Annotated in this window: 20 protein-coding genes and 1 pseudogene; 5 read left to right on the top strand and 16 right to left on the bottom strand. The window is 35.5% G+C overall.

Going from position 1 to position 20,933, the window contains the following annotated elements:
• Positions 1 to 38: 38 nt before the first annotated feature.
• The 3 genes from KD050_RS00615 to KD050_RS00625 all read right to left on the bottom strand — a co-directional run bounded on the left by KD050_RS00615 (position 39) and on the right by KD050_RS00625 (position 6,726).
• Positions 39 to 3,248: a BTAD domain-containing putative transcriptional regulator gene (locus tag KD050_RS00615; RefSeq protein ID WP_211894358.1), complete on the bottom strand. Its 3,210-nt coding sequence runs from the start codon at positions 3,246 to 3,248 to the stop codon at positions 39 to 41.
• Between the two features lie 150 nt (positions 3,249 to 3,398).
• Positions 3,399 to 6,107, bottom strand: a complete 2,709-nt coding sequence (gene acnA / locus KD050_RS00620; RefSeq protein WP_211894359.1) for an aconitate hydratase AcnA — start codon at positions 6,105 to 6,107, stop codon at positions 3,399 to 3,401.
• A gap of 121 nt (positions 6,108 to 6,228) precedes the next feature.
• Positions 6,229 to 6,726: a DinB family protein gene (locus KD050_RS00625; protein ID WP_211894360.1), complete on the bottom strand. Its 498-nt coding sequence runs from the start codon at positions 6,724 to 6,726 to the stop codon at positions 6,229 to 6,231.
• Between the two features lie 130 nt (positions 6,727 to 6,856).
• On the opposite strand from KD050_RS00625, the gene yfkAB reads away from it, so the two are divergent.
• The 3 genes and pseudogenes from yfkAB (at position 6,857) to KD050_RS00640 (ending at position 8,918) form a co-directional block, all read left to right on the top strand.
• Entirely contained in the window at positions 6,857 to 7,966 is a 1,110-nt protein-coding gene (gene yfkAB, locus KD050_RS00630) for a radical SAM/CxCxxxxC motif protein YfkAB (RefSeq protein WP_211894361.1), read from the top strand.
• A 423-nt stretch (positions 7,967 to 8,389) separates the two neighbouring features.
• Positions 8,390 to 8,590 (top strand): annotated as a pseudogene (locus KD050_RS00635) (isochorismatase family protein); the annotation flags it as partial.
• A 76-nt stretch (positions 8,591 to 8,666) separates the two neighbouring features.
• On the top strand, positions 8,667 to 8,918 hold the full coding sequence (locus tag KD050_RS00640) for a GlsB/YeaQ/YmgE family stress response membrane protein (protein ID WP_211894362.1): 252 nt from the start codon (positions 8,667 to 8,669) through the stop codon (positions 8,916 to 8,918).
• A gap of 307 nt (positions 8,919 to 9,225) precedes the next feature.
• On the opposite strand, the gene KD050_RS00645 is transcribed toward KD050_RS00640, so the two are convergent.
• On the bottom strand, positions 9,226 to 9,894 hold the full coding sequence (locus KD050_RS00645; protein WP_211894363.1) for a lytic transglycosylase domain-containing protein: 669 nt from the start codon (positions 9,892 to 9,894) through the stop codon (positions 9,226 to 9,228).
• A 17-nt stretch (positions 9,895 to 9,911) separates the two neighbouring features.
• Entirely contained in the window at positions 9,912 to 11,399 is a 1,488-nt protein-coding gene (locus KD050_RS00650; protein ID WP_211894364.1) for a putative bifunctional diguanylate cyclase/phosphodiesterase, read from the bottom strand.
• A gap of 133 nt (positions 11,400 to 11,532) precedes the next feature.
• On the opposite strand from KD050_RS00650, the gene mscL reads away from it, so the two are divergent.
• Entirely contained in the window at positions 11,533 to 11,910 is a 378-nt protein-coding gene (gene mscL / locus KD050_RS00655) for a large conductance mechanosensitive channel protein MscL (RefSeq protein ID WP_211894365.1), read from the top strand.
• Between the two features lie 33 nt (positions 11,911 to 11,943).
• Here the strand turns inward: mscL and KD050_RS00660 are convergent, their stop codons facing one another.
• From KD050_RS00660 to KD050_RS00675, 4 genes are all read right to left on the bottom strand, one after another.
• Positions 11,944 to 12,534, bottom strand: coding sequence for an SCO family protein (locus KD050_RS00660; protein ID WP_211894366.1), 591 nt, complete (start codon positions 12,532 to 12,534; stop codon positions 11,944 to 11,946).
• Positions 12,535 to 12,638: 104 nt separating this feature from the next.
• The gene (locus tag KD050_RS00665; RefSeq protein ID WP_090569308.1) at positions 12,639 to 12,761 is read right to left on the bottom strand and encodes a YvrJ family protein; all 123 of its coding nucleotides are present in this window, start codon (positions 12,759 to 12,761) and stop codon (positions 12,639 to 12,641) included.
• A gap of 67 nt (positions 12,762 to 12,828) precedes the next feature.
• Positions 12,829 to 13,041 carry a DUF2922 domain-containing protein gene (locus KD050_RS00670; RefSeq protein WP_211894367.1) on the bottom strand — a complete coding sequence of 71 codons (213 nt, stop codon included), beginning with the start codon at positions 13,039 to 13,041 and terminating at the stop codon, positions 12,829 to 12,831.
• Positions 13,042 to 13,065: 24 nt separating this feature from the next.
• Positions 13,066 to 13,281 (bottom strand): DUF1659 domain-containing protein, encoded by a 216-nt coding sequence (locus KD050_RS00675; protein ID WP_211894368.1) that lies wholly within the window; start codon positions 13,279 to 13,281, stop codon positions 13,066 to 13,068.
• Between the two features lie 117 nt (positions 13,282 to 13,398).
• Here KD050_RS00675 and KD050_RS00680 point away from each other — a divergent pair, with 117 nt between their 5' ends.
• Positions 13,399 to 13,851, top strand: a complete 453-nt coding sequence (locus KD050_RS00680; protein ID WP_211894369.1) for a DUF2621 domain-containing protein — start codon at positions 13,399 to 13,401, stop codon at positions 13,849 to 13,851.
• A gap of 397 nt (positions 13,852 to 14,248) precedes the next feature.
• On the opposite strand, the gene KD050_RS00685 is transcribed toward KD050_RS00680, so the two are convergent.
• The 7 genes from KD050_RS00685 to KD050_RS00715 form a co-directional block, all read right to left on the bottom strand.
• A complete protein-coding gene (locus KD050_RS00685) occupies positions 14,249 to 14,749 on the bottom strand; it encodes a CcdC family protein (RefSeq protein WP_211894370.1) in 501 nt (166 codons plus the stop codon).
• 49 nt (positions 14,750 to 14,798) lie between these two features.
• Complete coding sequence (locus KD050_RS00690) at positions 14,799 to 15,164, bottom strand: response regulator (RefSeq protein ID WP_211894371.1); 366 nt, start codon at positions 15,162 to 15,164, stop codon at positions 14,799 to 14,801.
• A gap of 18 nt (positions 15,165 to 15,182) precedes the next feature.
• The gene (locus tag KD050_RS00695; protein ID WP_211894372.1) at positions 15,183 to 15,893 is read right to left on the bottom strand and encodes a cytochrome c biogenesis CcdA family protein; all 711 of its coding nucleotides are present in this window, start codon (positions 15,891 to 15,893) and stop codon (positions 15,183 to 15,185) included.
• A 304-nt stretch (positions 15,894 to 16,197) separates the two neighbouring features.
• The gene (locus KD050_RS00700; protein WP_211894373.1) at positions 16,198 to 16,842 is read right to left on the bottom strand and encodes an SDR family oxidoreductase; all 645 of its coding nucleotides are present in this window, start codon (positions 16,840 to 16,842) and stop codon (positions 16,198 to 16,200) included.
• Between the two features lie 146 nt (positions 16,843 to 16,988).
• Positions 16,989 to 17,159 carry a hypothetical protein gene (locus tag KD050_RS00705; protein WP_211894374.1) on the bottom strand — a complete coding sequence of 57 codons (171 nt, stop codon included), beginning with the start codon at positions 17,157 to 17,159 and terminating at the stop codon, positions 16,989 to 16,991.
• 37 nt (positions 17,160 to 17,196) lie between these two features.
• Entirely contained in the window at positions 17,197 to 18,981 is a 1,785-nt protein-coding gene (locus KD050_RS00710) for an ABC transporter ATP-binding protein (protein WP_211894375.1), read from the bottom strand.
• Positions 18,981 to 20,735, bottom strand: coding sequence for an ABC transporter transmembrane domain-containing protein (locus KD050_RS00715; protein ID WP_211894376.1), 1,755 nt, complete (start codon positions 20,733 to 20,735; stop codon positions 18,981 to 18,983). The genes KD050_RS00710 and KD050_RS00715 overlap by 1 nt, the downstream gene beginning before the upstream one ends.
• Between the last annotated feature and the right edge of the window lie 198 nt (positions 20,736 to 20,933).

The raw sequence follows: 20,933 nt of genomic DNA on the forward strand, positions 1-20,933 counted from the left end.
GTCTAAATATAAAAAAGCAGAAAGAGTACTCTCCGCTTTTATTCGTAACCAGTAATCATTTCAAACATTTGAATGGTTGTAGACATTGGTTCTATATTAAGCTCCTTCTCTAGTACTTGCACGCAGCGATCATACCATTTAACAGATTGGCTTCTGTTTTGAAGCTGATAATAAGCAAACATTAATAAGCGGTAAGCTTCCTCCCAAGTTGAATCATATATTAATAGTTTTTCTGCCCAATAAATCGTTTTCTCGAATTCTTTTAATCTAGTATAGGTTTGGGAAAGTCGTTCTAATACCTGGATGAATAATTGCTGTACTTTATCTCGTTCCGAGTGAATCCATTCAATCATAATCCTATTTTCAAATAGTTCACCTTTATATAAATGGACAGCTTTTAGTAAAAGTTCTTTTGAAAGATGAGGAGACATTTCCTCCATTCCACTCTTAGCAAAATGATTAAAATCCCGAACATCACTTCCTACATAAGCATTCGGGTTTAACTGATACATCGACTGCTTGCGCAATATAAAGTAGGATTCTTCACGTGCTTGCCTATTCGGTTCAAGTACCTTTAATAAAGAATTCAACGTAACCTTGAAATCTCGGTCTAATTTTTTTGTATCGCTTTCCCCCCAAAGCTTTTGTATCAATTCTTCCTTTGGAACAAAACGGTGGTTCTGTAAGTAAAGGTATGCAAACAATTCCTTAGATTTATCTCGTTGCCATTTGCGATCATTTACTTCATCAGTTCCCATATATAACGTGAAAGGTCCTAAAAGACGAAGATAAAGTGTATAACCGGGATAATTGGTTTGAGTTCGGATATTTAACTTATTTACGATTTGTTGAACATGCTTATTGTCGTTATGAATCGTATAAACCTTTTGCAGAATAGGATAGTTTGTTTGTAGATCTGTCGGACCAAAAACAGTTCGGTTTTGTAAAAAGAAGTAATAATTATGCATAGTGCACAATTCCATAAAACACTTAGCGTGCTCACTGAACGAAGCTTCCTCATTTATCACATTGTAAATACGCATTAACCAATAATGCGAGATCATTTCTCCATAAACATCCTCACAATTAGTGAATAATTCATTTGCTTGTCTCAAATGCTCTAAAGCTTCTATAAACTCAGTTTTTTCCAAATAGACGATACCAAGACCCAATAATATATAGGCAGACAGCCAGTAGTCATTTACTTTTTTTGTCTCACGTAAACCTTTTTCTCCATAGTCAATTGCTTCTCGGAAAAACCCTTGACGGGATTTTAAAATAGAAAGTCCCATATATGGCTCAGCTTTCGCTCTAGAAACGTTCAATTCATCCATTTTTTGAATTGCTTGCAAATAACATACTTCCGGTGTTTCAAGATCAAAGGGATCAGTTAATACTTCAGAATGTCCCAGCCGGATCAAACCAACTGCTTCCACAAATCCAGACTTTTCCCGAATACCTGTTTCTATTCCTTTATTGGCCGATATTTTCGCTCGCTCAACCTGCCCCGTAAGCGAATAAATAAAGGATAATAACACATCCGTTTCACGATGAGAATCTGGCAAGCTATCCTCATCCGGTGTCCTGCTTTCTAGTAATAGTTGAGATTCGATCAGCTTACCGGTCCTTAATAAAATCCTCGCATCTAAATTTCCTTCGGTTAAGATAGCAGGATCTAGTTTCTCTTTTTCTATCCAAGTTTTTGCATCGTTCGCCTTTCCTACATTGACTAAATTCTCCGCCATCAAACGCTGTAAAAATACTTTTTCTAAAGCAGATATGTCTCTTCCCTTTTCAGCCCACTCGATAGCTTCTTTTAAATAAGGTTGTGCCAATACTGGTTGAATTGTATCAAGGTATATATGTGCGAGTCCTGCATTTGCTCTACTAATATACAAAATATTTTCTTTTTGGAATGCTTTCTCTAAAGCGGCTTCATAGGAAAGTCTTGCCTTTTCATAAAATGCTCTGTACCGATGACACTCGCCCTCATAATAATACAGTTCATAAAAGTGATTCCGAATAGCATTCGATAAATGGTTATCTAAGAGATCCAGCAACCAATCGAACTGCCCACCCTTGATCATTTTTGGTGCAAAGATTGTTAATAGCTTGGCTAAAAAGCGTTCATCATTTGCTTTTACCGCATGGTGAATTGCCTGAACGATGTTTTCCTTTTCCTGAAAATAACTAGCAGCCCTCCGATGAGTGTCATAAAAAGCATGAATATCCTTTTGTTTTGATTTGGTTTCTAAAAACTGTTGGAATAGTGCATGAAATCTAAACGTATTAGAATCGCCTAATGGTTGTATAAATGCATGACTATTAGCTAGTCGTTCCATATTTTTTGCTTCTTCATTATTAAAAAAATCCTGAATATCATTAGCAGTAAATAATGGGAAAACACTAAAATTTATAAGAGATTGCTGATCTTCTGCTGATAAAAGTAAAAACACCTCTTCTAGTAAATAGGAAAATAAATCGTTCAAAGCTGGGTTTACTAGCTGACTAATTTGCCTATTAGTCTCTGCCACTTGCATGGCTATCAATTGTATAGCGATAGCCCAACCTTCTGTAAGTCTCATGATTTCGGAAGCATCATGAACGGTAATATGTTTATCAAAATAGTCTTCAAAAAAGACGAGTATTTCTTCCTCTGTGAACATTAAATTTTTCTCTGTTATTTCAACCAACTGCCCACTTAGTTTTAATTTTAATAAGATGGACCATTTAGGTCTCAGCCTAGTGGAAACTACAATATGGATATTGGGAGGAAGAAATTCTATTATCTTTTCCATTATATAATTGATATGAAATACATGGTCAACAAGATGAAAATCATCTAGCACAATAGATAAAGGCTCATCAATATTAGATAGTTCATTACTAAATAGCGAATACAATTGTTGAAGCTCAGATTCTTTAGGATAAGTTGAAATTAGGTCTTTATCTTTAAAACCCCTACCGAATGTGGGGACAGTTTTTTGTATACTGCTAATGAGATGACGAAGAAAAGGAAGTATACCATCATCTTCCTCCGTAATAGAGTACCAAGAATAAAGGCTTCTAGAATCTACAAAATATTGAGCAAGGGCAGAGCTTTTTCCATAACCGGCTCCGCTATGTAATAAAGTTAGCTTCTTATGTGTGTTCATTTTTAGTTTCTTCATCAATGCAGATTTTCTCATATAAGTAGAAGACGGTATTGGCGCACTTAATTTGGACAAAATTATGGTAGGCTGATCCATCTTTTACCTCCTATCGAATGACTATTATACGTTAGCCTAATCCTAACATAATAATATTTTGAATTAAATAACAATTCTTTCATTTCGATATATTACACAGAAAAAAAAGAGACTAATTCCTAAAAAGGAATAGTCTCTTTAAAGTATTTCTTATGCTTCTAACATTTTGTTACGTAATACCATTTGAAGGATACCACCATGACGGTAGTAATCTACTTCAACTTCTGAATCGAAACGAGCAAGTACGTTAAATACTTTTTCAGAACCATCTTCAGCTTTAGCTGTTACTTGTAAAATATCACGAGGTTTTACACCTTCTGCGATATTTATACTAATTTCTTCTTTACCAGTTAAGCCTAGCGTTTCAACGCTTTCACCTGGTAAGAAATTAAGTGGTAATACACCCATCATTACTAGATTTGAACGATGTATACGCTCAAAGCTTTCCGTAATAACAGCTTTGATACCTAATAGGTTAGTTCCTTTAGCCGCCCAGTCACGAGAAGATCCCATACCATAATCTTTTCCACCAAGTACAACTAAACCAGTATTCGATTCTTGATACTTCATAGCTGCATCATAGATAGGCATAATTTCGCCTGTTGGCCAGTAAGTTGTATATCCGCCTTCTGTACCCGGAGCTACTTGGTTACGGATACGGATGTTAGCGAATGTACCGCGCATCATAACTTCATGGTTACCACGACGTGAACCGTATGAGTTAAAGTCGCGGATTTCAACGCCATTTTCACGCAAGTATTTACCTGCAGGAGTATCTTTACCAATTGCACCAGCTGGTGAAATATGGTCTGTTGTAATCGAATCACCGAATTTAGCTACTACGCGCATTTTATCTAGTGATTGGATAGCACCAGGCTCTTTTGATAATCCTTGGAAGAACGGTGGGTTTTGAATGTAAGTTGACTTGTCATTAAATGAATATAAAGATTCAGTTGATGTCTCAATTGCATTCCATGCTTCGTTCTCATCAAATACACGTGCATATTCTTTTTGGAATAATTCACGAGTAACAACAGTTGAAAGCACTTCGTTTACTTCTTCCGTTGATGGCCAAATATCAGCAAAGTATACTTCGTTACCATCTTTGTCTTTACCGAATGAATCTTTTTCTAAATCAATATCTACAGTTCCAGCAAGTGCATAAGCTACTACCAATGGTGGTGAAGCTAAGTAGTTTGCTTTAACAAGTGGATGTACACGACCTTCAAAGTTTCGGTTACCAGAAAGAACAGACGTTACGAATAGATCTTCGTCAACAATTGCTTTTTCAATTTCAGGTAATAATGGACCTGAGTTACCGATACAAGTTGTACAACCGTAACCAACTGTATTGAATCCGATTTGATCTAGGTAAGTGTTTAGACCAGAATCCTCTAAATAACCAGTTACTACTTTAGATCCTGGAGCTAGAGAAGTTTTAACGTAAGCAGGAACTGTAAGTCCTTTTTCTACCGCTTTTTTAGCAACTAAACCAGCAGCTAACATTACATATGGGTTAGATGTATTTGTACAAGAAGTGATTGCAGCAATTGCTACAGCACCTGTTGGAATTGCTACATCACCTTCTGCAAATTGAGCAGTAGCTGTTTTGTCAAATTCTTTTTCAGATAAGCCGAAACCTTGTGTACCTTGTGGAGCTACAACTGATTCACGGTAACGAGCTTTCATATCTGTAAGTGGAATTAAATCTTGTGGACGTTTCGGTCCAGAAAGGTTTGCTACGATATCTCCAAGATTAATCTCTACAACGTCTGTATAAACAGGTTCTAGAGTTGGGTCAAAGAACATATCATTTGCTTTTAAGTAAGCTTCAACGACAGCAATATGCTCTTCGTCACGTCCAGTTAGACGTAAATAGTTGATAGATTCTTCATCAATTGCAAAATAACCACATGTTGCACCATATTCAGGAGCCATGTTAGCAATTGTCGCACGGTCAGCTAATGGTAATTTAGATACACCAGGTCCGAAGAACTCAACAAATTTACCAACAACACCTTGTTGACGTAATACTTGAGTAACTTTAAGTGCTAAGTCAGTAGCAGTAGTTCCGTTTGGAAGGTCTCCAACTAATTTAACTCCGATTACTTCAGGAATTGGGAAGTATGAAGGTTGACCAAGCATTCCTGCTTCTGCTTCAATACCACCTACACCCCATCCAAGTACTCCAAGTCCATTGATCATTGTTGTATGTGAGTCAGTACCTACAACTGAATCTGGGAAAGTTTCTAATGTACCATCAGCTTTTTCGTTCACATGTACGATTGGAGCTAAGTACTCTAAGTTAACTTGGTGAACGATACCAGTTGCTGGAGGAACAGCACGGAAATTATCGTAAGAAGTTTGAGCCCATTTTAAGAAGTTGTAACGCTCTGCATTACGCTCAAATTCAAGGTCCATATTAGCTTGTAAAGCTGATGCTGTACCATATTTGTCCACTTGTACCGAGTGGTCAATTACAAGATCAACTGGAATAGCAGGATTGATTTTGTCTGGGTTTCCACCCATTTCATTCATCGCAGAACGTAGTGATGCTAAATCTACAACTACTGGTACTCCTGTGAAATCTTGAAGCACAACGCGAGAAGGTTTAAATGGCACTTCTGCTTCAGTATTAGCATCCTTACCCCATTTTGCTAATTGGTTTACATGATCTTCTTTGATAACATAGCCATCGTATTGACGTAAAACAGATTCTAATAATACTTTAATTGAATAAGGAAGGCGTGAAACTTTTGCGATGCCGGCTTCTTCTAATGCTGCTAAACGATAGTAGTTATACTCTTTACCATTTAGAGAAAACGAAGTACGGCTATTGTGTAAATTACTTTTTGCCATTTGTATTCCTCCTAAGATCTATTGAAAAGTGTCTATCTAGTGACTTTTCTCCACTACTAATCATACTTTAATATACTTGATAAGTAAATTAGATTAAAATTATTATAAGTCATAATTATTATTAATGACCTTTTATCTTCTCGATTGTATTTTCTAATTGCTTCGCATGTCTCTTTTCGTGTAACCCCGTAAATGCAAACCATTGTATTAAAGGAACCTGTCCAAAAATAGGATGTTTCAATGATTTTTCTTTTAATATAGAAGGACTGTTGGATTTGTAAAGAGATAGGAGTTCCATTCTTGCTTGGTGCAATTGTGCTTTCATTTCTTCCGTTCTTTTATATTCACTAGACGGTACAGTATGAGTAGGAGCTTTTACTTTAACTATTCGCAATGTAGATAGTTGTATAGGTTTTTTCTTTGCTCTCGGACTCGTTGGATTCGCAAGCTCCTTTTTTATGCCTTTAATAATGGTAAGTTCCATCTTCACTAAATGATCTATAATTTCCTTAGGGGACCAAGACCCTTCATCTGGTTTTTCATTAAATTGTTCATTCGTTAGTGAATCGATTAGTTGAAACAAGTTCTTTCTTATTTCATTATTTTTTTCTATAAACATATAATTCCTCCACTCTTTAAGTTGTACTTTTTTTATACCCATTATGAACTACATACAAGCTATTATGTTCTGTTATTTTCTTTTCTCTCCAAATATGCGACAATATATTACTGGAAAGGAAGTTTAAATAATGATAGAAATGAAAACGATGAATCCAATAAACGATCCGTGGGAAGCATATCGAGACATGGAGCAGTTTGGAAAACTAACCTTAAGCAATATCGAATTTACGACAACTACTTTATGTAATATGCGCTGTGCGCATTGTGCAGTAGGGTATACATTACAAACGAAAGACCCTGATGCAATTCCAATAGAACTAATCCTCCAACGTTTAGAAGAGATTCCTCACTTAAAAACTATTAGTATTACGGGTGGAGAACCTATGCTATCCAAAAAATCCATTACTAATTACGTTCTCCCCTTGTTAAAGTATGCCCATAATAGAGGCGTTCGTACACAGATGAATTCCAACTTAACCTTAGAGCCTGAACGTTACTTACTGATTGCTCCATATTTAGATGTTTTACATATTTCCCATAACTGGGGAACAGTAGATGAATTTGTCGAAACTGGGTTTGCCATGATGGAAAGAAAACCAACCTATGAACAGCGAGCAAGCCTATTCCAGCGCATGATAGACAATAGTCGTATGCTTTCTGAGGCTGGTGTAATGGTTTCAGCAGAAACAATGTTGAACAAAAAAACACTACCCCATTTAGAGCATATTCATAGGCAAATAGTGGATGAGATGAAATGTGCTCGCCATGAAATTCACCCTATGTACCCTTCCGATTTCGCTAGCGCATTAACGACACTAACATTAGAAGAAACGCATAAAGCAATTGAACAAATACTAGATTTTCGTGATGAAAATGTGTGGATGTTATTTGGAACATTACCTTTTTATCCTTGCAGTCAAGATGAAAAAAGTATTCAATTATTAGAACGACTACGCCAAACAAAAAACGTTTCTACAAGAAATGACCCAGATGGTCGATCGCGACTTAATGTTAACATATTTACTGGCGAGGTTATTGTCACTGATTTCGGAGATGCACCAGCTCTAGGCAATATACAATCAGATTCTCTTCCAGCAATTTTCGATAAGTGGTTAGATACTCCTCTTTCGAAATCACTTAATTGTCATTGTCCTGCTGTTAAATGCTTAGGACCAAATATTTTAGTGAAAAATATGTATTATAAAGAGGAACAGTTTCTTAGTGGGTCTGTTAAATAAGAAAAATGCCCTGCATGTTATAAAGGCATGCAGGGCATTTTAAAAAGGATATGTTTACATAAATATATTAATTGCTACAGTTTAAAGGGCAGCTGCAAACTGCCCTTTAAACAAATATTAATGAACGAAGAAAAAATCAATTGTTAAATTTAAAATAATTATTGTATGGAGAATTGCTAAAAATACTCCCTGCTTATTTAGCCTTTTAGTAATGCGAATATCCATGTTCTCCACTCCCTTTTTTCAAAATTATAATACAACGAACCGTGAAATGCAAAATATTTCGAAAAATTAAAATAAAAATTTTGCAAGATATTTTGCTGTTTTACTTCATACCAAAAGTAGTTAAAGAGGAGGAGATTCATTCGTGAAAAAGGTGTTATTAGTTATTGGCTAGACAGTAGACTTTGTCTCAGATGAAGCGAGCTAAAAATTGAGGAAGTCCATTTAGTTGAAGTTTGTACAGATATTTGTATTCTTCACACTTCGGTAGATGCTTACAACTTAGGTTATGAAATTGTTGGATATAAAGATGCTGTGGCAAGCTTCAATTCCTCCGGTCACGAATTGGCTTTCGGCCATTTTTCCAGCTCATTAGGTGCAAGAGTTCTAAAAAATAATTGACATAGGTTTAATATTACTTATGGATGGATATATAAAGAGTGTGACGCAATAATTCATTTATAAGGAGATGGAAAAAATGGGATTCATTTTATACTTAATAATCGGTGGTATCATCGGTTGGTTAGCAGGACTTATTTTAGGTAAAGATATACCAGGAGGAATTATCGGTAACATTATCGCAGGTATCATCGGTGCATGGATCGGCGGATTAATATTCCCTGACATGGGTCCAGTTATCTGGGATATGGCAATTATTCCAGCATTGATCGGTGCAATTATCTTAGTATTAGTATTAAGCTTTATTTTAAAAGCTATGCGCAAAGCTTAATAATCCAAAAAGAGGAAGTGCTCATTGTGAGTACTTCCTTTTTTTGATGAAAGTATAAAATTTTCTGTTCCAGATAGGACCTACTAAATAATACTGCTGATTTGCGTTTCAGATGGACGCTTTCCGTGGCGTTGCCTCAGCCTCCTCGCTGCGTGGTCTTCGCCTAAAGCTTTTCCCACTGGAGTCCCACCTAGCACTACAATCAATATAGTAAGTAGTACCCAACAAATAGATTTGGCATAGCATATCGCTAAGACGACAGAATTAGTTTAAGTAAATGTAATGAAAATGATTCTATAAAGGTTTCCTAATTTCCAGGAGAGTATGCTGCTTGAATTTCTTTTAACTGATTTTCATACAAATTATAAAAATGCAGGACGTCCTTCACATATTTTTCACTATGATTATAATTGAAAATAGCTTTTTCAATTTCACCATCAGCGGCACCGCTTGCTGCGAGATAATTGGCTGCACTGTATATAGCATCCTCTAAATCGTATGGATCAGCTTTACCGTCATTATTAGCATCTACCCCATATCCACCATACTTTTCGATAATTGCTGGATTTATCTTATCCTTTTCAGGAATCTCTCCTTTTCCCAATCCCCCACAACTGGGGTGTGACCATCCTACAAAAGTACAAGGCATAAATTGCAAATGTCCTTCAGCTCCGGCTGGTGAAAGTAATGGGTCCATTGTCGAAAATCTAGTCTCAATACGATGATGAGCAGCTAGTAATGTCCAGGGGACACCATAATTTTCTTCTGCTTTTTTATACAAATCAATATATTCGGTAGGCACATCCAATTTGGCTGTGCTCTTTTGAACCGTTTCTGCCCATTCTTGTACAATGGGTATTTTTATTAACTCTTTCCACCCTATAATTGCCAGTATATAGATTGTTATGGTAAATGGAAGTAGTAATACAATCATCCAAACCTTTGATTTATAAGATATCCCTTTTTGTTTCTTCATCTACTTATTCACCTATTCTACTTATAGTACTTAATAAGATTATCTAATGTTAAAGGTTTACTGAAATAATATCCTTGTAGATAATGACAGTCCATTTCCCTCAAACTAGCCACTTGGAAGAGATTTTCTACTCCTTCAGCCAAAATCTTCATATCTAAGTTATGTGCCAGAGAAATGATGGATTGAACAATTGCCTTTGTTCTAATTTTTTCAATAGACTGTGTAAAGCTCTGGTCTATTTTAATAATATTTACCGGAAGCAATTCTAAATATTTAAACGAAGAATAACCTGTCCCAAAATCATCAATTGCAATTTGAAAGCCAAATTTTCGTAACTCATGCAATGATTCAATGACAAAATCAGTATACTCCATAATGATGGATTCAGTAATTTCTAGAACTATTTTAGCTGGATCTATATTTGTTTCTTTAATAATTTGTTTTGTTCGAGCTATATAATCTTTTTGATAAAATTGTCTGGCTGATACATTCACACTAAAGTCTAATTCTTTACCGAGGGATTCTTCAATTATTGGAATGTTAATACAAGTTTCCCGTAAAACTAAGTCACCGATTTCTATTATTAATCCACTTTTTTCGGCAACAGGTATAAACTCTCCTGGTGAAATAAACTGCTCCTCGTGAACCCAACGAATAAGTGTTTCTACTCCAATAATCTGATGTGTGTTAGTGGCAATCTGTGGTTGGAAGTTAAGAAATAACTCTTGTTTCTCTATTGCGTACTTTAAACCTTCTTCTAAATATAATTCTCTATTTGCTTTGTCAGATAATTCTTTACGATACCTTACGTGGGTTAACCCGCCATTTTTCTTTGCCTCTTCGGCTGCAATTTCGGCAAAACGCAATAGTTCAGAGCTCTTTGTCGTATCCTCAGGGTAATGAACTGAACCAATACTAATATGATTCACTATTTCATTACCTGCTATATGTATCGGAGCGGAGGTTTCTGCTAGTAAGCTATTTACAAACAAGTCCACTTCATGATCCGATTTATTCTTCAAAACAACAACAAATTCATCTGCAACCCACCTAGATATAATATCTGAGAATCTAATATGGGAATTATCACGTAATGTGTCTGAGACCTTCTTTAATACAATGTCCCCTATTTCATGTCCGTATAAGTCATTAATCATCTTAAATCGATCAAAATCGATAAATAACAAATGAAATCTTTCTTCATTCTGTAATATCATTGTTAGATTCTTCTGCAAGGAGCTCCTATTTTGAAGCCCGGTTAAATCATCCACATATTCCTTCGCGATCAGGTCATTTTGAACACTCCAGGATTGCTTCATCAAATACAAAAGTAAAAGTGCACTTAAGCTTATATAAATAATACCTTTCATCATCGATATAAACATACTTTCTGGGAAAAATCTAAATAATAATACATCAGATAATAATATCCAAAACAAACTAATTATTATATAAATAATTACAATACGAAACGATATTTTTCGATATGTTTTTTTCACCGTCATAAGCACACCACCTTGTATTTATTTATAAAAACAATAGCACAAATTCACTATAAACAATAGTGCAAATGAAGAAAATGTCGTTATATACAAAGTATTGAATTTTTTGTAGGATGTTAGTATGGAGGTGAAAAATATGTGGAAAGACTTTAAAGAGTTTGCCTTTAAAGGTAATGTGCTAGATTTAGCTATTGCGGTTGTAATTGGTACAGCTTTTGGAAAAATTGTTACTTCATTAGTTGAACATATTATCATGCCTACTATTGGTTTACTACTTCCTAGTGGGAAGTTTTCTTCTTTACATTATAAAGAAATTTTATTCGGAAATTTTATACAATCCGTTTTTGATTTTTTAGTTATCGCTTTTGCTATTTTTATGTTTATTCGATTATTATCTAAATTTAAACGTAAAGAGGATGTTGTGGAAGTTACGAAAGAAGCTCCTCCTGTTGATTCTAAAGAAGTATTATTGGAAGAAATTAGAGATTTATTGAAAAAACAAAATAACTTATAAAAAAATCAGCCTCTCCATTGGAAAGGCTGATTTTTATTTTCCATCTTCAATTAATGTTTCAACATCAATTACAATTTCCTCTTTTGGTACATCTGTATTACCACTATAGTTTTTTACAACTACACCATTTTGGTCTACTAAATAGAACGATGTGCCATGAATAACCTGGTTTGTATTCGGATCATCTCGAACTAAGGTTTTAAACGAGTCTGCTGCAAAGCCACTAATGTGTTCTTGTGTATAGCCAGTTAAGAGTTCCCATTTGCTTTCATCTACTACATCGTAATTTCCGATGTATTCCTGAAGTTTATCTGGGGTATCAACTTCTGGGTCTACACTAAATGCAACAATTTTGTAATCCTCTATACCCTTTTCACTTAACATCGCTTGAATGTCACTCATATTGAATGTCATTGGAGGACATACTGTTTCACAATTTGTGAAAATAAAGGTCGACAACCATACTGTGCCTTTTAAATCTTCTAAAGATACCGTTTCTCCACGCTGGTTATCATATTCAAAATCGGAAACTTCCCAGTTTGTCTGTGCTTCAAAATTACCACTGCTTCCGCAGCCAACAAGAACAAATAAGGAAATAAATAAAACAACAAATAATTTTTTCATTCATGAGACCTCGCTTTTCTCTTCATAGCCTAATCTTAGCGAAACAAGTTTCGACCTTCAACTACATTGTCTTATTTAATTCAACAGTTTTGTGAATAAATGATCTAATTTAGCGATAACAGTACGTTTTTTATTTCTTCTAGTTTTGTTTCCACTCGGTGCATCAAATAAAATGACACAAAGATTGGAAAACCTATATCTTGAATTACACTTAGCCATTGCTCCATATTATTCACATCCATCCATTTTTATTCTTTTAAAAAGACTCTCCTTTTCGGGAGAGTCTTTAGAGTGTTAAATAATTTCGGTAACTGTGCGGTCTACTACCTTGGCACTTTTAAAAACAGCCAAAGGAGATCCATCTGATTGAAACGCATTACTTGCAATAATTGCTTGCATTCCTGTTTGAATTTCCGTTCCTGTTAGATTGCTTTTCGGTTCATCTACTGATATTGTGACATTCTTTCCAAGTGCTGTTTCAAACTGTAGCTGTAGTGTTTTAGTCATTTTCTCCTGTCTCCTTTCTAGTTATTAGATTACTTGCATCGTTTCAATCTTTTCTGCTCCGATGTATGGTCTCTCGGAAAATGAACTAAGTGTTGTAGCAACAGTATCAAGTTGGTCTGCTGTTAAATTTGACCGAACATTACGATAAGATTTTGACTTTGTTATCATCTTACCGTCTTCGGTTACCTCTCCTTCGAAAATGAGTTTTAAAACTGCATGCTTATACTCTAGGTTTGCCATATGTGTATCCCCTCCTTTCAATTACTAAATAGAACTTTTTTAAAAGAAAGTATACATGGAGGATGAAATATTTTACGGAACAACTTATACTGAATATAAGAGAATGAGGTGAATAGTTTGCTAGAAGGTTGGTTTTTATGGTTTATCCTTTTTTGGGTTGTACTTTTAGTGATACTGATGGGAATTGGCGGCTTCTTTATGTTCCGCAAGTTTGGAAAGGCACTACCTAAGAAAGACGGTAAATCTGATTTAGATTGGGAAGAATACTATGTAGATCAAACAATCCATCTTTGGAATGATGAGCAAAAGCATCTGCTCAATGAATTGGTTTCTCCAGTTCCTGATTTGTTCAGACCAGTTGCTAAACAAAAAATAGCAGGGAAAATTGGACAGTTAGCTATAGAGGAAAAAGCAACATCTATTACTCGTGAGCTATTAATACGCGGGTATATCATTGCCACTCCAAAGAGAGATCATAAATTTTTACGCAAAAAACTTGCTGAATTGGACATTGATGTAACACCTTTTGACAAGTATTTCGAGCTCTCAGTGGACAAGACATCTAATTAAACCTTTTCAGTAGGGTTTGAACAGACTTGTTGCTACATTATTACCAAATTGACTTTTTGATAAGCTTGTCATGACTTACGTCACGACAAGCTTATCTTTTTTCGGGAATCTTATAGCATTTGTCTGTCAGTAACCCTTCAAAATCTCACTATAAGTACTACTCACTTCATAGTTTCTAGTGTAGTCCGGCACTCTGACAGGATAAAGGAGACAGACGATACATCAAAACCACGCGTGAGCGACCATGTTGTTTCATCTGTCTACCCTGCACAGAACGCTTCCGCCCTTCACTGCAAACAGCAGGATTATTCAATTGTAATAGTGCCAAGAACCCAGTGTTTATGCTATATTTTTTATGCTTTCTTATCTTATAGCAAAAAAAGTGAGCAATCCTATTTTATAGGACGCTCACTTTTTCCTTCTTATTTTGTATTTTTTTATATTGCAGATACATGGCAATTCTCCAAGGAACAATCATTCCAAATGCTAGTATCCAAAACATACCACTAAGTGCACCAATGTCTATTGTAGAACTCAGTATTATTTTGCCTACAATACGGACAATCAACAAACCAAACAAGATAAATATAAATGCCTTCGATTGCTTTAAATATATTTCTCCGTCTCTTCGTTCAAATTTAGATGTCCAAATAAGAACAATAGAGAATAGCATTCCTACACCAATTGCTTCTATAAATTCCATCAAAGTAACACGGAAATATGGAAAAATAAACATTAATGCACCGGTTGACATGAACATTGGTGGCAATAATATCTTTTTCACACTTGCTGGTCGCTTAGCAGCTTTTGCTCGAACCATTGTAACGAGTATTCCCATACCAATTGCGACCACTGTGGAAGCAATCAGCATCATATTTGGAGATATTTTATCTAACATTAGTAATTCCCCATATCTTTTATTTCTTCTGGTACTATACTATAAGTTCCTACATATCAGAAGTAACATTATGTAACACATTCACAATTTGATCTGGATCGAAAGGTTTTGTGATAAAATCTTTTGCTCCAAATTCCAGTGCATCCACGATTAACTTTTGTTGACCCAAGGCAGTAACCATCACTATTTTAGCATCTGGATATTCCGCTATAATTTCTTTTACAGCTTCTATCCCATTCATACCAGGCATCGTTATATCCATCGTTACGACATCCGGTAAAAGCGTCTTATATTGCTCTATTGCTTCTAGTCCATTAGATGCTTCGCCAACAACTTCAAACTGATGATTTTCTAGCATTCTCTTAATCGTTGTACGCATAAATATAGCATCATCTACTACTAATACTGTTGGCATTGCAATATCCCCCTCACGTTAAAATCCAGTGAAACCTCCAAAAACCGGGCTTAGTATACGTATGATATACGTTAAACCATCGAAAAATAAAATCAGTCCAAGTGCTATCATAATATAACCGCCAACTTTTACAATTAAATTACTATTTTTACGTATCCAGTTAAGGCGTGTGACAAAGAATGACAATACGAAAAATGGAATAGCAAACCCTAATACATAAGCAAGCATATACCAAATACCAGCGTCAGGATTTGATCCAGCCATAACTATAACCGCCGCTAAAATCGGTCCCGTACATGGGGTCCACCCCGCAGCAAAAGCCATACCGATTAGAACTGTTCCCAAATAACCAGCAGGTCTATTTTTAAATTGAATTTTCTTCTCTTTCATTAAAAACTCTGGTTTAAATATGCCTACTATGATTAAACCGAATATGATAATAAATATTGCTCCAATTTGGCGAAGTAGATCATCATATTGTATGAAAAATGTACCCACCAATGACGTTGCAAATCCTATTGCAACAAAAATGATAGAAAAACCTAATAAGAAGAATAATGTATGAAGCATTCCTCTTTTTTGCATTAATTTCTTGTCTGTTTTTATTTCTTCTAATGACATTCCTGTAATGTATGATAAGAATGCAGGATACAATGGTAGCGTACAAGGTGAAATGAAGCTTAAAAACCCTGCACCAAATGCCAGTAGGAAGTTTACATCTGTACTCACGGCAGTCAACCTTTCCGAATTTCTGTACCTATCGTATCAAATTTCTTTCTATTTGACCTCATAATTGCTTGTGACAGCTTTTTGACTCTTTAAAGCAATTTCAGATACAACTCGATATTAAATCATATATATTTGTTGATAAAGTTTTTTATAAGACTTTTTAAGTTTAGCAAATCTTCAACCATAGCGAAAGACTTGAATACTGAATTATTCGGGTTTATTTACTATTAAAAAAGCCTCTCAAATAAGTAAATTCTTAAGCGGCTGATTTTATTACTCAAAAATTATGAAAAGACTATTCTATTTATAAGCTATTTAACGCGACTTCGATTGATTGTGTCCCGTTTACTAAGTTAAATGCACGATGGTAGGTTTTTTCATTTTCCAATGTAGCAATAATTGTATGCGCTACGTCTTCTCGTGTGATCGTACTCGGCTTAGCTTCAGCTCCTACAGCAATTTTTTCGGTTGATGGCTCGTTTACAAGTCCACCAGGTCGAACTATTGTGTAATTTAATCCACTTGTTTCAAGCATGCGATCCGCATAGTGTTTCGCTACATAATAAGGACGCATGGCTTCGTTCCAATTTTGGCGTTTATCGGCATCGTATGCGCTGACCATGATATAACGATTTACCCCAACCTGTTTAGCAGCTTCCATCGTTTTAACAGCACCATCTAAATCGATTAATAATGTTTTGTCAGGACCTGTATGACCGCCTGAACCAGCTATAAAAATAACCGCTTCTGCTCCAGTAATAGCTTTCGCAAGATCATCGACTGAACCTTCTAAATCAGCTATTACTGATTGAATTCTATTCATTTTTAGTGTCTCTGCTTGCTCTTCTTTTCTCACCATCGCCTTAACCGAGTGATTGTCATTCTTCTGTAATTCCTTCACCACATGTTGTCCAATTTGTCCGTTTGCTCCAATTACTACTACTTTCATCAGATCGTCTCCCTTCAAAATTGTAACCCTCTCTATCCTTTCATAAGTGAAAAGTCATTACAATTTATCAGCTCGTTTTGAGAACTTTGAATCGAAAAGTTTCACCAACTATAAGATATAGTTAGTGAATTTCACCTTAGTATAGATTATTTTTCACTTAATGTTTTTTCAAAAGGATGTAGTGCATTTTTTAATTCATGAAGTGCTGCAACTAATTCTTCATACGTTGTTTCTACTTGTTGCATCACAACAAAGAAATGGTCAGTTGCTTGGTGATTTCCCTTGTTTTTCACCTCACAAATGCAATAAACCAGCAAGAGTCTTAACTCTTGCTGGTTTATTTGCGTGTAATAATTATGCGATATCATCCACCACATTGTTCTGTAATAGATACATTTTATGATATAAACCTTTTTGGTTTAGCAGCTCCTGGTGAGTCCCACGCTCTACTATCTCTCCGTGGTGTAACACAAGTATTAGTTCTGCATCTTGAATGGTACTTAAACGATGGGCAATTGCAATAGTCGTACGCCCTTCTCTCATTTTTTCTAAACTACTTTGAATAGCAACTTCCGTCTCCGTATCAATATTTGCGGTTGCTTCATCGAGAACCAAAATTTTTGGATTAGTAGCAATTGTACGAGCAAATGCAACCAATTGTCTCTGTCCACTAGAGAAAGTTGAACCTCTTTCTGTTACCTTTTGTTTATATGAGTTTGGTAGTTTTTCGATAAAATTATTTGCCTTTACAAACTCTGCTGCTTCTCTTACTTCTGTATCTGTCATATTGTTTGCATGAAGCCGAATATTACTTTCAATATCCCCATAAAACATGAACGGATCCTGCAAGACAAGCCCAACTTTTTCACGCATCTCTTCTGATTTGAAATCTTTCACAGAATGCCCATCTATTTTAATATCACCCTGTTCAAATTCATAAAAGCGCATGAGTAGATTAATGATAGAACTTTTCCCACTACCAGTATGTCCAACTAACGCTACAGTTTGACCAGGTTCTGCAGTAAACGAAATATCCTTTAGTACAGCGGTTTTCCCATCATACGAAAAAGTGATATTTTGAAACTCAATTTTTCCTTGTTCAATTTTTGCAGATTCATCGTTTTGTTGACTTGGGGCTAAGTCCTTCTCATCTAGTAATTTGAAAACCCTTGAAGCTGCAACAATTGCTTGTTGAAAAATAGATAGCCGTTGCATCACTTGGTTGATGGGCTCAAAGAAACGATCGATATACGTAACAAATGCATAGATAACGCCGACTTCTACAATATTATTCATGGAGGTAACCCCGAAATAACTAAGGACCATAATAATGGCCAAGGCATAAACCAAATCTATTGCAGGGCGAAGCAATAAGCTATCTAGTTTGATGTTCCGTTTTCCTGCGTTCCAATGTGAATCATTTATCTCATTAAATTCATCCTGCAAACGATCTTCCTGTCTAAACGCTTGAATCATCGTCATTCCTTGTAATGATTCTGCTAGCTTTGCATTTAATTGACTTAGTCGTTCTCTAAGGTCCTGGTAAACTACCGAACTATATTTGCGATACGTTAGAATAATGATAGCTAATATTGGCAACAAAATCGTAGTAACAAGTGCTAGTTTCACATTCAATATAAACATTGCGATATATACACCAATTACTAAAAAACCACTTTGTACAAATCCCACCAAGACGCTAACGAACATATCTTTAATCGCTTCTGTGTCATTTGTTACACGGGATACAATACTACCGGCAGGAGTTTTATCAAAGTAACACATTCCTAGCTTGTGTACTTTCGTAAATACATCAATTCGCATCTGTTGAATAATTTTCAGTGCTAGCTTTTGGAATGTTAGTAATTGAAAATAGCTGACAATTACATTTCCAATTTGTATAAAAATATAACCTACTGCAAGACCAACAAGCGGACCCGTTGGAAAATATCTCGGTGTTAAAAAATCATCCATATAGGTTTTGATCAAATAAGGACCAAGAATATCACCGGTTACAGTTAAAATTAGTAAAAGTAAAGCGATGCCAATTACTTTTTTATGTGGTTTCAAGTAACTGAGCAAACGTTTGAAAACTACCCACTGGTCTTTTCCTGTCAGCTGTGGTTGTTTTTCATCCATTATGATTCACCCCCCTGTTCCACTAATGACTCTAGCTGCTGTAGCTGATACATTTCATAATAAATTCCTTGTTGTTCCATTAATTGCTCGTGGGACCCTTTTTCTACAATAGTTCCATCATTCATCACAATAATCTGATGTGCGTGTTGAATCGCACTTAATCGATGAGAGGTAATAATAGTTGTTTCATCGCTACGTTTAGCTTTTAACGCTTCTAATATGGCCTCTTCCGTTTTAGCATCTACTGCAGATAAAGAATCATCTAAAATAAGTAGCTCGGGCTCCATCATAAGTGCACGTGCAATAGATATACGCTGTTTTTGCCCACCTGACAACGATACACCACGTTCACCAACAACCGTATTATAACCATTAGTAAACTGTAAAATATCCTCATGTATATAAGCCAATTTTGCGGCTTCCTCCACAGCTTCCATGGTGGCTTCTGCATTGGCAAATGCTATATTACCTGCAACTGTAGTTGAAAACAAAAAATGATCCTGTGGTACGTAACCAATCGCTTCGCGTAAACTACGTTTTTTATACATGTCAATCGCATGATCTCCGTACACAATTTCTCCTGTATATCCTTCAAATTCTCGCATTAAGAGCTTCAATATTGCTGTTTTACCTGCCCCTGTTTTACCGACAATCCCTAATGTTTCACCCCGTTTAAGCGTAAAATCAACATTATGTAGTGCAGCTCGATCATCTCCTGGAAATTTAAATTCCTCCATTTGAAAGCGAATATCTCCTTCCGGCTTTGCATCCACAGCATCAGGACTATCATCAATTTCTATTTTTTCATCCATTAGATTTTTGATACGATCATAAGATGCGCGACCACGCTCAACGATATTGAATAACCAGCCAAACGCAAGCATCGGCCAAACGAGTAATCCAAGATAAGACGTAAAAGCAAATAAATCCCCTATCGACATTTCTCCAGCAAGTATGTAACGAGTACCAAATACGATAGATAAGAAGAAACACATCCCAACAATTAATGATATTGTTGGATCAAATAATGCATCCACCTTTGCCACGCGAACGTTTTTATCTACTACTTCTTGCGATAATTGGACAAAATCCTCTGTATCCTCTTTCTCCTGTCCAAAGGTTTTAATGACTTTCACGCCAGAAATACTTTCCTGTGATTTGTCATTTAAATTGGAAAAAGCTTCTTGTGCATATCGAAACCGCTGATGTAACAGCTTGCCGTAATAGCTTGTTAAAATAGCCATTAATGGCAGTGGTAGCAATGCTATCAATGTTAGCTTCCAATTAATCGTTATCGCCATTGCCGCGATTACAAACCCTCCTGTTGCTAACGAATCTACAAGCGTCAGCACACCTGCTCCAGCCGTCTGTTGAACAGCAGATAAGTCATTTGTTGCATGCGCCATTAAATCCCCAACACGCTTTTTTTGATAAAAAGACGGTGACATTTTTGTAAAATGGCGAAACAAATTTTCTCTTAATTGTCTTGCTAAGAATATTGATGAACCGAAAATCATAATACGCCAATAATAACGCAAAATATACATTCCAACTGACGCTAGTGCTAAGACACCTAACCATTTCACTAAAAATTCAGTCGTTAACGTACTTTGACTGATCTCATCTACTATATACCCAATAATTTTTGGTGGTAATAGCTGTAGAAATGCAACAAACAGTAACATCAGAATTCCAATTAGATACTGCTTTTTCCTTTGTTTAAAAAACCAACCTAAATCCAAGAATACTTTCACTTTTGTTTCCCCCACTATATATATTAAGACTTTACTATTTTAGCAAATATTCGAACATTCCGATAGATGAAAAACAAAAATAATTCGGATTCTGAAATACTTTCATCAGTTCAACTTATAATTAGAAAGTTAACACTTTATTCACTTTTTAAATTAAATTACATAATTTTTAATATGTCAGGTTAAAAACCGTATATA

It is taken from the genome of Psychrobacillus sp. INOP01, assembly GCF_018140925.1.
In the GTDB taxonomy this organism is placed as follows: domain Bacteria; phylum Bacillota; class Bacilli; order Bacillales_A; family Planococcaceae; genus Psychrobacillus.

Coding starts and splice junctions, on each gene's coding strand:
- KD050_RS00615 (WP_211894358.1), bottom strand. CDS start 3,248: ATGGATCAGCCTACCATAATTTTGTCCAAATTAAGTGCGCCAATACCG.
- acnA (WP_211894359.1), bottom strand. CDS start 6,107: ATGGCAAAAAGTAATTTACACAATAGCCGTACTTCGTTTTCTCTAAAT.
- KD050_RS00625 (WP_211894360.1), bottom strand. CDS start 6,726: ATGTTTATAGAAAAAAATAATGAAATAAGAAAGAACTTGTTTCAACTA.
- yfkAB (WP_211894361.1), top strand. CDS start 6,857: ATGATAGAAATGAAAACGATGAATCCAATAAACGATCCGTGGGAAGCA.
- KD050_RS00640 (WP_211894362.1), top strand. CDS start 8,667: ATGGGATTCATTTTATACTTAATAATCGGTGGTATCATCGGTTGGTTA.
- KD050_RS00645 (WP_211894363.1), bottom strand. CDS start 9,894: ATGAAGAAACAAAAAGGGATATCTTATAAATCAAAGGTTTGGATGATT.
- KD050_RS00650 (WP_211894364.1), bottom strand. CDS start 11,399: ATGACGGTGAAAAAAACATATCGAAAAATATCGTTTCGTATTGTAATT.
- mscL (WP_211894365.1), top strand. CDS start 11,533: ATGTGGAAAGACTTTAAAGAGTTTGCCTTTAAAGGTAATGTGCTAGAT.
- KD050_RS00660 (WP_211894366.1), bottom strand. CDS start 12,534: ATGAAAAAATTATTTGTTGTTTTATTTATTTCCTTATTTGTTCTTGTT.
- KD050_RS00665 (WP_090569308.1), bottom strand. CDS start 12,761: ATGGAGCAATGGCTAAGTGTAATTCAAGATATAGGTTTTCCAATCTTT.
- KD050_RS00670 (WP_211894367.1), bottom strand. CDS start 13,041: ATGACTAAAACACTACAGCTACAGTTTGAAACAGCACTTGGAAAGAAT.
- KD050_RS00675 (WP_211894368.1), bottom strand. CDS start 13,281: ATGGCAAACCTAGAGTATAAGCATGCAGTTTTAAAACTCATTTTCGAA.
- KD050_RS00685 (WP_211894370.1), bottom strand. CDS start 14,749: ATGTTAGATAAAATATCTCCAAATATGATGCTGATTGCTTCCACAGTG.
- KD050_RS00690 (WP_211894371.1), bottom strand. CDS start 15,164: ATGCCAACAGTATTAGTAGTAGATGATGCTATATTTATGCGTACAACG.
- KD050_RS00700 (WP_211894373.1), bottom strand. CDS start 16,842: ATGAAAGTAGTAGTAATTGGAGCAAACGGACAAATTGGACAACATGTG.
- KD050_RS00710 (WP_211894375.1), bottom strand. CDS start 18,981: ATGGATGAAAAACAACCACAGCTGACAGGAAAAGACCAGTGGGTAGTT.